The 12986-nt window shown below is 63.4% G+C and carries 18 protein-coding genes and 1 pseudogene; 10 read left to right on the forward strand and 9 right to left on the reverse strand.

Annotation, left to right across the window (positions count from 1 at the left end):
• Positions 1-12 precede the first annotated feature (12 nt).
• Entirely contained in the window at positions 13-408 is a 396-nt protein-coding gene (cycA, locus tag FXB41_RS37675; protein WP_219685371.1) for a cytochrome c-550 CycA, read from the forward strand.
• A gap of 18 nt (positions 409-426) precedes the next feature.
• Here cycA and FXB41_RS37680 read toward each other — a convergent pair whose 3' ends face one another.
• The gene (locus FXB41_RS37680; protein WP_219685372.1) at positions 427-1383 is read right to left on the reverse strand and encodes an alpha/beta fold hydrolase; all 957 of its coding nucleotides are present in this window, start codon (positions 1381-1383) and stop codon (positions 427-429) included.
• A 326-nt stretch (positions 1384-1709) separates the two neighbouring features.
• Here FXB41_RS37680 and FXB41_RS37685 point away from each other — a divergent pair, with 326 nt between their 5' ends.
• A complete protein-coding gene (locus FXB41_RS37685; RefSeq protein ID WP_007596968.1) occupies positions 1710-1892 on the forward strand; it encodes a hypothetical protein in 183 nt (60 codons plus the stop codon).
• 12 nt (positions 1893-1904) lie between these two features.
• Here FXB41_RS37685 and FXB41_RS37690 read toward each other — a convergent pair whose 3' ends face one another.
• The 3 genes from FXB41_RS37690 to ykgO all read right to left on the reverse strand — a co-directional run bounded on the left by FXB41_RS37690 (position 1905) and on the right by ykgO (position 3164).
• On the reverse strand, positions 1905-2165 hold the full coding sequence (locus tag FXB41_RS37690; protein ID WP_007596971.1) for a hypothetical protein: 261 nt from the start codon (positions 2163-2165) through the stop codon (positions 1905-1907).
• Positions 2166-2289: 124 nt separating this feature from the next.
• Complete coding sequence (locus tag FXB41_RS37695; protein ID WP_219685373.1) at positions 2290-2931, reverse strand: tetratricopeptide repeat protein; 642 nt, start codon at positions 2929-2931, stop codon at positions 2290-2292.
• A gap of 107 nt (positions 2932-3038) precedes the next feature.
• Positions 3039-3164 carry a type B 50S ribosomal protein L36 gene (gene ykgO, locus FXB41_RS37700; RefSeq protein WP_006611362.1) on the reverse strand — a complete coding sequence of 42 codons (126 nt, stop codon included), beginning with the start codon at positions 3162-3164 and terminating at the stop codon, positions 3039-3041.
• 323 nt (positions 3165-3487) lie between these two features.
• Here ykgO and FXB41_RS37705 point away from each other — a divergent pair, with 323 nt between their 5' ends.
• A complete protein-coding gene (locus FXB41_RS37705) occupies positions 3488-4372 on the forward strand; it encodes a 4-hydroxyphenyl-beta-ketoacyl-CoA hydrolase (RefSeq protein ID WP_007596981.1) in 885 nt (294 codons plus the stop codon).
• A gap of 179 nt (positions 4373-4551) precedes the next feature.
• Here FXB41_RS37705 and FXB41_RS37710 read toward each other — a convergent pair whose 3' ends face one another.
• Positions 4552-4899 carry a MerR family transcriptional regulator gene (locus FXB41_RS37710; protein ID WP_219685374.1) on the reverse strand — a complete coding sequence of 116 codons (348 nt, stop codon included), beginning with the start codon at positions 4897-4899 and terminating at the stop codon, positions 4552-4554.
• Between the two features lie 84 nt (positions 4900-4983).
• On the opposite strand from FXB41_RS37710, the gene FXB41_RS37715 reads away from it, so the two are divergent.
• The 3 genes from FXB41_RS37715 to FXB41_RS37725 all read left to right on the forward strand — a co-directional run bounded on the left by FXB41_RS37715 (position 4984) and on the right by FXB41_RS37725 (position 7337).
• Positions 4984-5994, forward strand: coding sequence for a zinc-dependent alcohol dehydrogenase family protein (locus FXB41_RS37715; protein WP_007596983.1), 1011 nt, complete (start codon positions 4984-4986; stop codon positions 5992-5994).
• Between the two features lie 93 nt (positions 5995-6087).
• A complete protein-coding gene (locus tag FXB41_RS37720; RefSeq protein WP_219685375.1) occupies positions 6088-6819 on the forward strand; it encodes a haloacid dehalogenase type II in 732 nt (243 codons plus the stop codon).
• Positions 6820-6860: 41 nt separating this feature from the next.
• Positions 6861-7337 (forward strand): YbaK/EbsC family protein, encoded by a 477-nt coding sequence (locus FXB41_RS37725; protein WP_007596986.1) that lies wholly within the window; start codon positions 6861-6863, stop codon positions 7335-7337.
• On the opposite strand, the gene FXB41_RS37730 is transcribed toward FXB41_RS37725, so the two are convergent.
• Together FXB41_RS37730 and FXB41_RS37735 are read right to left on the reverse strand one after the other, a co-directional pair.
• Entirely contained in the window at positions 7334-7684 is a 351-nt protein-coding gene (locus FXB41_RS37730) for a hypothetical protein (RefSeq protein WP_007596988.1), read from the reverse strand. The genes FXB41_RS37725 and FXB41_RS37730 overlap by 4 nt on opposite strands.
• Positions 7685-7779: 95 nt before the next feature.
• Positions 7780-8763, reverse strand: a complete 984-nt coding sequence (locus FXB41_RS37735) for a tripartite tricarboxylate transporter substrate binding protein (protein WP_007596990.1) — start codon at positions 8761-8763, stop codon at positions 7780-7782.
• A 152-nt stretch (positions 8764-8915) separates the two neighbouring features.
• Here FXB41_RS37735 and FXB41_RS37740 point away from each other — a divergent pair, with 152 nt between their 5' ends.
• Entirely contained in the window at positions 8916-9173 is a 258-nt protein-coding gene (locus FXB41_RS37740; protein ID WP_007596992.1) for a hypothetical protein, read from the forward strand.
• Positions 9174-9277: 104 nt separating this feature from the next.
• Here FXB41_RS37740 and FXB41_RS41275 read toward each other — a convergent pair.
• Together FXB41_RS41275 and FXB41_RS37745 are read right to left on the reverse strand one after the other, a co-directional pair.
• Positions 9278-9799, reverse strand: a pseudogene (locus FXB41_RS41275) (REP-associated tyrosine transposase).
• A gap of 56 nt (positions 9800-9855) precedes the next feature.
• Positions 9856-10791: a LysR family transcriptional regulator gene (locus FXB41_RS37745; RefSeq protein WP_007596993.1), complete on the reverse strand. Its 936-nt coding sequence runs from the start codon at positions 10789-10791 to the stop codon at positions 9856-9858.
• Between the two features lie 114 nt (positions 10792-10905).
• Here FXB41_RS37745 and FXB41_RS37750 point away from each other — a divergent pair, with 114 nt between their 5' ends.
• The 3 genes from FXB41_RS37750 to wrbA all read left to right on the forward strand — a co-directional run.
• Complete coding sequence (locus FXB41_RS37750; RefSeq protein WP_219685376.1) at positions 10906-11658, forward strand: SDR family NAD(P)-dependent oxidoreductase; 753 nt, start codon at positions 10906-10908, stop codon at positions 11656-11658.
• A 36-nt stretch (positions 11659-11694) separates the two neighbouring features.
• Complete coding sequence (locus tag FXB41_RS37755) at positions 11695-12393, forward strand: pirin family protein (RefSeq protein ID WP_007596995.1); 699 nt, start codon at positions 11695-11697, stop codon at positions 12391-12393.
• Positions 12394-12473: 80 nt separating this feature from the next.
• On the forward strand, positions 12474-12986 hold a 513-nt coding region (wrbA, locus tag FXB41_RS37760; RefSeq protein WP_219685377.1), incomplete at its 3' end, for an NAD(P)H:quinone oxidoreductase.

Raw genomic sequence — 12986 nt, forward strand, 5'->3', positions numbered from 1 at the left:
GAAGAGCACCCGATGACAAAACTGATTTTTGGCGCACTTACCATCCTCACCGCGATTGCCACCGCACCTGCCGCGATGGCGCAGGATGCCGCGGCCGGCAAGTCTTCGTTCAACAAATGCCTGGCCTGTCACGCGATCGGCGAAGGCGCCAAGAACAAGGTCGGCCCCGAGCTCAACGGCCTCGACGGCCGCAAGTCCGGCACCGCGCCGGACTACAACTACTCGGATGCGAACAAGAATTCCGGCATCACCTGGAACGAGGCCCTGTTCAAGGAATACATCAAGGACCCCAAGGCCAAGATCCCCGGCACCAAGATGGCGTTCGCCGGCATCAAGAACGAGAACGAGATCAACAATCTCTGGGCCTATGTGTCGCAGTTCGACAAGGACGGCAAGATCAAGCAGTAAGCGCGTAAGCGGCGGCCGCTAATCGGCGGCCGCCTGCGCCGGGACGATGTTTCCGATCATCGTCTCGATCTCCGTCTTGACGAGATCGGGCACCGCGTTCTGCACCATGTGGCCGAGATCAGGCAGCACGATCAGCTTGGCATTCTGCACGGTGGCAGCGAACGGGCGCGCGTGAATGTCGGTCTTCACCGTCTTGTCGGGTTCGCCGGCGATGATCGTGACTGGCGCCGATATCTCGCCGTAGCGTGCGACCTGCGCGGCGACCGCTTCCTTCAGCGTCACCAGATCATAGGCATTGGCGATGAACTCGCGCGGGCGCAGCAGCAGCGGCGTCGCGGAGTCCTGCACGAAACCATCCGGCATCATTTGTGGCAGGAAGACGTTGCGCGCGCCGGGCTCGCTCAGGAAATAGCCCAGCGGCAGGGTTATGGTGTAGGCGAGCAGCGGGCCGATCACGGGCGTTGCGATGATCTCGTTGTAGCGGCCGACGCCGCCGCGCCAGGGATGGGTGACGGGCGCGAGCATCACAAGGCCAGCGACGCGGCCAGGATGATCGAGCGCCAGCCGCGCGCCAAGCGCGCCGCTCCAGGAATGCACCACGAAGACCGCGCGATCGATCCCGAGTTTGCCGAGCGCCTCATCGATCATCCGCGCCTGCACCTCCGGGGTCGAATCCTGCCGCCGCGCCCGCGTGCTCCAGCCATGACCGGGACGGTCGATCAGTATGACGCGATGATCCCTGGCGAGGAGATCGCCGAGCGGCCGCCGCATCGCCTCGAGGTTGGAGCTCGCGCCGTGCAGCATCACGATCGGCAGGCCCGAATCGCGCGGGCCGATATCGACAAGGTGAAGTACGGCACCATCGACCTCGATCATCCGGCCTTGCGGTGGAAAGGCGCGTTGCACGGCGAGGACGCCGGCCTGCGTGACCAGCGCCAGCACAACCAGCGCGGTCACGACTGACATCACGATCATGGATGGAATCCGGGCGATCCAGGGCACAGGGCAGTTACGTGGCTTGCGGGCGGCAGTTTCGCCCGGGGAGCCCCCGCGCTCCACTTGAAATGCCGGGGCTGTGGATATGTGCATAATTCAAGCGGTAAAAACGCAACGAAATCAATGCTACTCCCCGCAGCACGCAAGCCTCGAAACAGCTTCATGCAGTCGTCATCGCGGCGTCCATATAATCGCCACGGTCGGTTCCGCCATTTAGACGCAGGTGGGCGCCGATCGTGCTCGCAACCCTCGGGGATGCGGGAAAGACCGGCAGGATTTATCCTGATTTGAACCGGAGAATTTCGATGAGCCTGAGATCCAAAGATACTGCGATCGACGAGATCGTGGCAAGCTGCCACGGCGACCTGCGCGGTGCTGTGCGCGCGCTGCTGCTGATCAACGAGCACCTCGAGACGGAGCTTGCAAAGGCCTACGCCGCAGCGGTCGATCGCGGCCTCGCCGAGCGCGAGGGCAGCGTTTTGCACTAGGTCGCTGTCGACCTAGTTCGTGCTGTCCTCGTCCTTTTCCTCGTCAGGCGTGGGTGCGGGACAGGCGCGGATGGTCGAACGGGCAAGCTTGGCGTCGGCCTTCGATTTGTAAGGACCGTCACCGAACCAGACGTCGCCGATGATCACGGGATTGCTGGTCACGATGTTGCATTTTCCGGTGGCGCGATTGCCGACCACCCAGAACAGTCCGTCGGCGAGGCTCGCCGTGCCCGACGCCAACAGCAATGTACCTGCAAAGATCAAACGCTTCATGGCTGTGCTCCCGCCATGAAGGTAGGCCTGCGGCGGTGCCACCCACACCCCTCGTGACGCAGCGCGTGTCATCGTGGTTAATCCGCCTGCGTTGCATTCGCTCGAGCAATGATCGACTTGTCCGCTAAATATCGCGGCCTTCGACCTTCTCGGTCAGCGCCTTGACCTGATCGGGGATCTTCTCGAGGTGCGGATTGACGGCGAGCGCCTTGCGGTAGGCCTCGAGTGCGCGCTTTTCGTCGCCGACCTCCTGCATGATCATGCCGAGGCCTGCGAGCGCGCCGAAATGGCGGGGCTCACGGATCAACACCTCGCGAATGTCGGCGAGCGAACGGCCATAATCGTTCTGCATGTAGTAGAGCGTCGCGCGACGATTCCAGGCCTCGATATAGTCGGGCCTGAGCTTGACGACCGAATCCAGCAGCTTGATCGCGACCTCGATCTTCTTTGCGTCGACCGCGGTCTTGGCCCGCGCCATCAGCAGCGCCGCGGTGTCGCTCGGGGTCTGGATCCAGATCGCCCAGATCCGCGCCTCGACGTGCTTGGCGCTGGCCTCGTCGGGCGCAGCTTTCAGCGCGCCGAACAGGAAATCGAGATTCTTGGTGCGGTCGACCTTGGGCAGCTTGGCCGGCGCTTCCGGAAGTTTCTTCTGCTTGCCGGGCGGGCTCGGTGGATCAATCTGCTGTGCCAGCGCCGGAGCAAGTCCGGCGGCTCCCAGCACAAGAGCCAGACACAGGGTGCGCGCGACGAAGAATCTCACTGCCATGGCCGAAGTCTAAACGCGCAAAGCCGCCCTTGCAAAGCAGGGGCGGCGTCAAACTCGTGTGAGACCGTGGTCTTGCGGGGCGCTCGCGAGCGTCCGGCAGGGAGAAATCAGCCCTGACGTGCCTTGAAGCGGCGCTGCACTTTGTTGATCACATAGACCCGGCCCTTGCGGCGGACCAGGCGGTTGGCGCGATGGCGACCGCGCAGCGATTTCAGCGAGTTACGGACCTTCATGGCAGAATCCTGAACGTTCGAAAGGCCGTGTTCGGCACTACCGTTTCGGCACGCGCGAATGAGGCAAAATGAGATTTTCCCGCTGGCGGACCGACCGCCCGGGACGGGGCGGTTCTTAAGGCATGGGAGGACCGGATGTCAATGTTAACTGGCCCGATCCCACCCAGCAAATTCAGGAAAACAACCCCATGCAAAGTAGAAGCGGCCGGATCGGCCCAATCAGCATCTCGGGCGACGCCTGTCCCACGACGCCTTGTCCCACAATGCCTTGCCAAATTCGTTATATCATATAATCAATTCGACAACCCGTCGGGAGGAAACCCATGCCGAAGCTGAAGCTGCCCAATATCGACGACGTCGTCGCCATCGATATCCACACCCACGCCGAGGAGCCCTGCGGCACCCATCCCGACGACGGCTATGACGATTTCCAGGCGCAGATGGCCGACTATTTCAAGTCGCCGCACAAGCATCCGCCGACCGTGCCGGAGACTGCCGCCTACTATCGATCCAAGAACATCGCCGCGGTGATCTTTCCGGTCGACGCCGAGCGCGAGACCGGCTTCCGCCGCTACAAGAACGAGGAGATGCTGGAGATCGCCTCCGACCATCTCGACGTTCTCATCCCCTTCGTCTCGATCGACCCGCACAAGGGCAAGCTCGGGGTGCGCGAGGCGCGCAAGCTGATCGAGGAATACGGCGTTCGCGGCTTCAAATTCCACCCGACCATGCAGGGCTTCTACGCCAACGACCGCATGGCCTATCCGCTCTATGAAGAGATCAACAATGGCGGCGCGATCGCGCTGTTCCACACCGGCCAGACCGGCGTCGGCTCGGGCATGCCCGGCGGCATGGGCATGCGGCTGAAATATTCCAACCCGATGTACATGGACGACGTCGCGGCCGATTTCCCCGACCTCAAGATCATCCTCGCCCATCCCTCCTTCCCCTGGCAGGAAGAAGCGCTGTCGGTCGCGACCCACAAGCCGAATGTCTATATCGATCTCTCGGGCTGGTCGCCGAAATATTTCCCGCCGATCCTGGTGCGCTACATCAACTCGATCCTGCAGGACAAGATGCTGTTCGGTTCGGACTGGCCGGTGATCACACCCGACCGCTGGCTGTCGGATTTCGCCAAGATCGACATCCGCGATGAGATCCGGCCGAAGGTGCTGAAGGCGAACGCAAGGAAGCTGCTGGGGATCTAGGGGCGCACTCGTCAGCGCATTGAGGGCTTCGACGCTGCTATCGAAGCCCTCATGCTCAGGTCCTCAAGGCTTAAGACTCAAGGCCGATGCTCGCGCCGCGCAGGTCCAGCACCCAGCTGCGGCCCAAGTTGCGGATGGCGGCCTTGGCGCGGTGAATCCGATGGCGGCGTCGCGCGCGATCAGTTCACGCTTGCGAGGAAGCCGGCCAGGATTGTCCGGCTTTCGCTGAGCGTCTCGATACGTTCGTCGATCAGGCCGACCTGCTGAGTGAGTATTTTTCGCAGCTCGTTGCACGGCGTGAAAGCCGGATCGTTGTTCCTTACGCAGGGGAGCAACCGCTTGATGGTTTCGAGCGTCATCCCCGCGCCGCCGAGCATCTTGATGCGCCGTACGGTTTCCTCTTCGGCCGTGCCATAGTCGCGATAGCCGGAGTTCGTCCGCAGCGGCGCAAGCAGTCCTTCGCCTTCGTAGTAGCGCAGCATTCGGACGCTGACCCCCGTCCGTCGGGAGAGTTCGCCGATTTTCATCTGAAGCCTCTTGACCCTCACAGCGCTGTCAGACCTTACAGACTTCGCTCGTCCAAGTGAATGCCACTTGTGAAGGGAGCAACGATGAAAGCCTACCATTTGAATGGCCATGCTGGTGCTGGCCGCCTTGCGTGCGTCGACGTCGGCAAACCCGAACCCGCCAATGGCGAGGTCCGCATTCGGGTCGAAGCGGCAAGTCTGAATTACCGCGACCTCCTGGTCCTCGACCGTGCAGGCCAAGGCGAGCTCAACGGACGCGTTCCACTCTCCGACGGTGCGGGTGTCGTTGACGCCATCGGCGCCGGCGTCGCGCAATGGCGGCTCGGGGACCGCGTCGCTGCATCGTTCTTCCGCGATTGGATCTCGGGGCCGTTCAAGTCCAGCTATATTCCGTTATCCCTCGGTGGCAACACGATGGACGGAATGCTGGCTGAGTATGTCGTGCTGCCGGCGACCGCGCTGGTCTCGGTGCCGGCGCATCTGTCCGCGGTGGAGGCAGCGACCCTGCCCTGCGCCGGCGTCACGGCTTTTCATGGCCTCATCGCACGCGGCGGGATGCGCAAAGGCGACACGCTGCTGGTCCAGGGAACAGGCGGCGTCGCGCTGTTCGGGCTTCAATTCGCAGCGGCGCTGGGCGCGCGCGCGATCGTGATATCATCCTCGGACGAAAAACTCGCCCGCGCCAAGGCGCTGGGCGGTTCGATCCTCATCAACTACCGCGACACGCCGGACTGGGATGTCGCCCTGATGAAGGCGACGAATGGCGCCGGCGCCAGTCATATCCTCGAACTCGGCGGTCCCGGCACCTATGACCGATCGCTGCGATCGGTCGCTTCGGGTGGCAAGATCGTTCAGATTGGGGTTTTGACGGGGTTCGGTCCCAAGCCCGACCTCGCACGCCTGCAGTGGGAGAATGCCGACATCATCGGTGTCACCGTCGGATCGGCCGAACACTTTGTCGCGATGAATCGCTTCCTGACCGAGCATGCGATCCACCCGATCGTCGATCGGGTCTACGACTTCGACGAGGTTCCCGAAGCATATGCGCACCTGCGGACCGGCTCACATTTCGGCAAGGTCGTGATCAGGCTTTAGAAACCAGAGGCCCAAGTCGCGATTGCCTCTTGGACCGATTTCGCTGCGCCTTGTATAGTCCGTGGACCGCAACGATCCCGGGGGACAGGTGAATTGAGTCTCAAAGCCGTTGTCTTCGACGCCTACGGAACGCTTTACGATATCCAATCGGTCGCGGAGATCACCGAGGATGCGTTTCCCGGCTACGGTGAGATCATCACGCAGATCTGGCGGATCAAGCAGCTCGAATACACCTGGCTGCGCTCGCTGATGCGGCGCTACCAGGACTTTGCAGCCATCACGCGCGACTCGCTCGCCTATACGTTGCGCGTGCTCGGGCTCGCTTACGAGAACGAGGCATTCGAGCGCGTGATCGAGAAGTACCTGCATCTCGATCTCTATCCGGATGCGACGGCAGCGCTCACGGCTCTGAAACCGCGAAAACTCGCCATCCTCTCCAACGGCAGTCCGGACATGCTGAATGCGCTCGTGCGCAACTCCGGTCTCGACGCCCTGCTCGATGCCACGATCAGCGTCGACGCGAAGAAGATCTTCAAGCCGAGCGCGGAGGCCTATGAGCTGATCGGCGAGGTGCTCGGCACCGCGCCGGACGAGGTGCTGTTCGTCTCCTCCAATCCCTGGGATGTCGCGGGCGCGAAAGCATTCGGGCTGAACGTTGCCTGGATCGAACGGGTGACGCCGGAAGCGATGGCCCTGGCTTGCGTCGAGAACGAACTCGTGGCACCGCTGACGATGTTCAAGGCGATCCGCACCCAAATGGACGAGCTCGGCTTTGCGCCGGATCATCGCGTCCGGGCGCTCTCGGAGCTGCCAAGGATTGTTTAGGCATCGCCGCCCGCCCATAAGTCTGGAATGAGCCGATCTGAATGAGCCTTCAATCCGTTCGCGATTTTTTCGCTGAAAAAGCCCCCGACATATCAGTCATCGAATCCCCGATCAGCTCCGCGACCGTGCCGTTGGCCGCCGAGGCTTATGGCGTCGAGCCCGGACGCATCGCCAAGACGCTGTCGTTACGGATCGGCGAGCGCGTGATCCTGATCGTCGCGGCCGGCACCTCGCGCATGGACAACAAGAAGGTGAAGGCGGCGTTCGGCGGCAAGCCGAAGATGCTGGGGCTGGAAGAGGTCGCGGAGGTCACCGGCCACGAGGTCGGCGGCGTCTGCCCGTTCGGACTGAAGGCGCCGCTGCCGGTCTATTGCGACATCTCGCTGAAAGCGTTCGACGTGGTGGTGCCGGCTGCCGGCTCGACCCATAGCGCGGTACGGATCACGCCGGAGCGGATGGCCGAGCTGACCGCGGCGGAATGGGTCGATGTCTGCGAGACCAGATCCGAAGCGCGCTAATCATCCTCGTCGTAAGGCCGGGGCTGGGTCGCCGGAGGCGGCGGCGCAGCATTGTATCGTGGCGCCGGCGCGGCGCGATTGCCCGGAACCTGCTGCTGCGGCGGCATCTGGTTGTTGGACTGGAACACCGCGCGACAACCGCTGGAGAGCTGGGGCGTATTCTGCCGCAAGCAGGCCGTAATGCGGCTCACATCAGGGATCTGGTCGCTGCACAGCCGCCATACATCCGGCGTGCAGGCCATCTGCTGCTCCATGGTTCCGCGATACTCTTCAGCGGATGCAACGCCCTGCGCGGCGATGCCGCCGATCGCAAGCGCCACACCCAGCGCAATCCGCTCTGTTCGCATGTCCGATTCCTTCGCGAGTCTCTCGAATTCTGCTGAATCAATGAGACGCGGGGAGGTTCTGGACCAACAAAAAATTGTGAAAACGGGCCAGGAACCTATTCGACCTTGCCGATCTTCTTCACCGCCGCAATCAGCCGCGCGCTGTCGACCGCCACGAACTCGGCAAACGCCGGCGCGTCCTGATAGGCAACGAGACTGCCCGACGTTTCGAAGGCCTTGAGCACGTCGGGGCTCGTCATCACCTGCGCCATTGCCTCGCGCAGGCGAGTCGCGATCGGGGCAGGAAGAGCATTCTGGGCAAAGAGTCCGGCCCAGATGTACATCTCGACGTCCTTGTAGCCGAGCTCCTGGAAGGTCGGCACATCGGGGAAGCTTGCGATGCGCTTGGCGCCGCAATTGCCGAGCACGCGCAGCTTGCCGTCCTCCACTTGCGGCTTCAGCGTTCCCGGTGCGGCGGCGATCGCCTGCACGGTGCCGCCGAGCAGCGCGGTGAGAGCCGGTCCGGCGCCGCGAAACGGCACATGGAGCAGCTTGATGTCGGCGCTGCTCGCAAACATCTCCATCGCCACATGCAACGTGCCGTAAGGCCCCGACGAGCCATAGGTGATCTGGCCGGGACGCTTCCTGGCATCCTCGACGAAATCCTGCGCGGTCTTCCACGGCGCCGAGGCCGGTACCGCGAGCAGCGTGGGATCGGCCAGCACCCGCGCGATCGGCATGAACTGCGAGAGCTCGTAGGCGACCGGACGGTCGAACAGCCGGTCGGCCTCGGGCAGCACCGCGAGCGAGGACAGCGTCATCAGCAGCGTGTAGCCGTCAGGCTCGGCGCGCGCCGCCGCGGCGTTGCCAACGGATCCACCGCCACCGCCGGCGCGGTTGTCGACGATGACCGCTTTGCCGAGGATTCGCTCCAGCGCCTGTGCGACGGGGCGCGCCGCGAGATCCGCCTGGCCGCCGGCTGGAAACGGCACGATCATGGTGACGTTGCGAGTGGGATAGGCTTGCGCGAAAGCCGCGCTCGACAACGCAGGCAACAACGGCAATGCGGCAGCGGCGCGCAGGACATCGCGTCGATCCATGGCAGACTTCCCCCCTGTTTTTTTGTGTCGCCAGCCTAGCGTGACCCTCCGCAAGAACAAGCCGCGCGGCGGGATTAACGAAGCATTATCCATGTTCCGCCCGGTCAGGAACGTCCCCTGGACCCTCCCGTTGCCTCCCAGGGAGTGGAGCGATGAATAGACTTCAGACCATTGACGTGGCGCTGGACGAGATGCTGGTGAATCTCGCCGCTATCGTGTTGCGGCTTTCAAAGCCTGACGTGACACGAACGCCGGAAGCGCAACGCGCATTGGCGCAATCCGTGCATCAATACGCGGTGTGTGCGGCACGCTCGAGCGATCCGCGCGTGCACGAATTGAAGACACAGCTGGAGGGGACGTTGCGGCCGGCCTTGCGCGTGGTCGCGATCGACGGCGTGAAGGTATCGTAGTCGAAGATTGGTGGGCACGCTTCGCTTTGCCCACCCTACGATAGCTGTGCGGCGAGGTGCCGTAGGGTGGGCAAAGGCGCGCTCTTCGCGCGCCGTGCCCACCATCATTCGCCGAATTGCCCGGCAACGTCCCGCATATCCCCTCCCCAATCCACGGGAAGGGTGCCTTGATCAACATAGCGGTGGAAGCTGCTGAACGACCAATCGCGCACACGCGTGACGAGGCCATGCTTCACGGGATTGAAGTGTATGTAATCAACGTGCCGCTCCAAGTCAGCATCGTCGCGAATTGAGTGCTCCCAGAAGCGGCGCTGCCAGATGCCCTTCTCGCGCTTCCTCGACTTACTGATTGAACGCTCGCCGGCCTCCAGCCGCCGCGAAAACCCACCCTTGATCAGATTCCATCGCGACGAAAAGTCGGCGTCATCCTAAGGCAACGCCCAGATCGCATGGAGGTGGTCAGGCAAGATACAAATCGCGACGGTCTCGAACGGCCGGCGTTGCACGACCGTTCGGTAAATCTGGCGTAGGCGATCAACCTGGTCGACGAGTAGCGTACTTGACCGATCAGCTAGCACGACGGTGAAGAAGAACATGTTGCCTTGCGCTCGGCGGTACTGAGGCACTTGCGATTCCTCGCGTGAATTGGTGGGCACGCTTCGCTTTACCCACCCTACGGCACCTACGCTGTTCGCTCGCTCTTCTTCACCCGCCGTTTGCACGTACCCGGCAGTTTCGCTGCGAGAAAATCGCCGAGCGCCTCGACGCGTGCGGGGCGCGGGCCGCCGGGTGGCGTCACCAGATGCACGGCGCCTTCGACCTGCTTCCAGTCCTTCAGGATCACTTCGACCTCGCCGGAGGAGATGGCGTCGCCGACGATGAATTCTGGAAGGTCGGCGATGCCGAGGCCGGCGATCAGCGCCGGCATCACCGCGTCGCCGTTGTTGGCACGGAGCTGTCCGCCCGGACGCACGCTGGCCTGCTCGCCGGCCGCATTGGTGTAGTGCCAGACGTTCGGCGTCGAGAGATAGGCGTAGCTGAAGCATTTGTGCGCGGCCAGATGCATCGGATGCGTCGGTCGTCCCTCGCGCTTCAGATAGGACGGCGCGGCCACAGTGAAACGCGGCATGGTGAAGAGGCGCCGCGCGATCAACGAGGAATCCGGCAGCCGCGCGATCCGCACAGCCATGTCAAAGCCCTCGCCGATCAAATCGATGGTCGCATCGCTCAGATGCAGGTCTACCGAGACTTCGGGATAGGTTTCGAAGAACTCCGGCAGCAGCGGCGCCACCGCCTTGATCCCGAATGTCATGGGCACGGCGAGCCGCACCAGGCCCCGCGGCGCGACCGACTGCGCCAGCGCCTCGTTCTCCGCGGCTTCGCCATCGGACAGCAGGCGCGTCGCACGCTCGGCGAGCTTATGGCCAGCATCGGTCAGCGCGAGCCGGCGTGAGGTGCGGTTGAACAGCCGGGCGCCGAGCCGCTCTTCGAGGCGCGTGACCGCTTTGGACACCGTCGCCTTGGACATCGCGAGCTCGCTCGCGGCCCCCGCAAACGACCGTAATTCCACAACTTTTGCGAAAATCGCGAGTGCCTCGAAATCGGGAAGTTTGGCCATGGCGGGTCCGATCGGGATGTTTTTGGAAACAATACGTTTCAACAGTTTCTATTTATATACCACAGGCGGAGGCTTATCCAAGGGTCATCAGACATTCAGGACTGGAGAAATCCAATGACCAAGAAGCTCTCAGGCAAGGTTGCCCTCGTCACCGGCGGCTCGCGCGGTATCGGCGCGGCCTCTGCCCGCGCACTCGCCGATGAAGGTGCTGATGTCGCCATCAGCTACGTTGCCTCTCCCGAAAAGGCGGAAGCGGTCGTCACCGAGTTGAAGGCCCGGGGCGTCAAGGCCCGCGCCTTCAAGGCCGACCAGGCCTCGGCCAAGGACGTGACGCAGCTCGTCAAGGCCGTCGCGAAGGAGTTCGGCCATCTCGACATCCTCGTCAACAATGCCGGCGTCGCGAGCGGCGGCGCGATCGACGATGCCAATGCCGACACCGAAGCGCTCGCCCGCCAGGACGCGGTCAACGTGCATGGCGTGATCGCGGCGATCCGCGCCGCTTCGCAATTGATGGTCGAGGGCGGCCGCATCGTCACCGTCGGTTCGATGCTTGCCGACCGCGCCTCGTTCCCGGGCCTTGCCGACTACGTCGCCACCAAGGCGGCCGTGGTCGGTTACACCAAGGGCGCAGCCCGCGACCTCGGCCCGCGCGGCATCACCGTGAACGTGGTGCAGCCCGGCTCGATCGACACCGACATGAATCCGAAGGACGGCGGCGAGTTCGCCGAGACCCAGCGCAAGCAGCACGCGCTGCAGCGCTTCGGCCGTCCCGAGGAAGTCGCCGCCGGAATCGTCTTCCTCGCAAGCCCGGAAGCCTCCTTCGTCACCGGCGCGGTGCTCAACGTCGACGGCGGTTTCGGCGCCTGATCAAGGCGCCACCCGCCAAAACAAGGAATTACGCAGATGATCGAACTCAGACCTTTCGCAAAGCTCGGCGGCGCCGATCACGGTTGGCTCAACGCCAAGCATCATTTCTCCTTCGCAAGCCATTATGACCCCGACAACATGGGTCACGGCGCCTTGCGGGTGTGGAACGACGACGAGATCGCGCCGAACACCGGCTTTCCAGCCCATCCCCACGCCAACATGGAAATCATCACCTATGTGCGCGAGGGCGCGATCACCCATCAGGACAGCCTCGGCAACGAGGGACGCACCGAAGCGGGAGACGTGCAAGTGATGAGCGCCGGCAGCGGCATCCGCCACTCCGAGTACAATCTGGAGCCGAGCAAGACCCGGATCTTCCAGATCTGGATCGAGCCGACCGCGCGTGGCGGACAGCCGACCTGGGGCTCGAAGCCGTTTCCGAAAGGAGACCGCTCCGGCAAGCTCGTCACCATCGCGAGCGGCTTCGAGCAAGACACGGACGCGCTGCCGATCCGCGCCGATGCGCGGGTGCTCGCCACCACGCTGAAGGCAGGCGAGAGCGCGGAGTACGTGCCGCACAAGTCGCGGCACCTCTATCTCGTGCCCGCGGCGGGGTCGGTCGAGATCAACGGCGTGCGCGTCAACGCCCGCGACGGCGCCGCGATCCGCGACGAAGACAGTCTGAAGATCACGGCATTGGAAGATTCCGAGATCGTGCTCGTCGACGCGGCTTAGAAACGCATTCGTCATGCCGGCTTGTCCCGGCATGACGCTCCCGACACCCACCATCAAATCTGCATCCAACGGAGATCATCATGACCAAAGTTCTCGTCCTTTATTATTCCGCCTATGGCCACATCGAAGCGATGGCCAATGCCGTCGCCGAGGGCGCGCGCGAAGCCGGCGCCACCGTCGACATCAAGCGCGTGCCCGAGCTGGTGCCGGCCGAGGTCGCGAAAGCCTCCTATTACAAGGTCGACCAGACCGCCCCGATCGCCAAAATCGAGGACCTCGCCAATTACGATGCGATCATCGTCGGCACCGGCACCCGCTTCGGCCGCATGGCCTCGCAGATGGCGAACTTCCTCGACCAGGCCGGTGGTCTCTGGGCCAAGGGCGCGCTGCACGGCAAGGTCGGCGGCGCCTTCACGGCGACCGCGACCCAGCATGGCGGCCAGGAGACGACGCTGTTCTCGATCATCACCAACCTCTTGCATTTCGGCATGGTCGTGGTCGGCCTGAACTACGGCTTTGCCGGCCAGATGAAGCTCGACGAGGTCACCGGCGGCGCGCCCTATGGCGCCACCACGATCACCGGCGGCGACGGC

The sequence above is a fragment of the Bradyrhizobium canariense genome, assembly GCF_019402665.1.
GTDB classification, from domain to species: Bacteria; Pseudomonadota; Alphaproteobacteria; order Rhizobiales; family Xanthobacteraceae; genus Bradyrhizobium; species Bradyrhizobium canariense.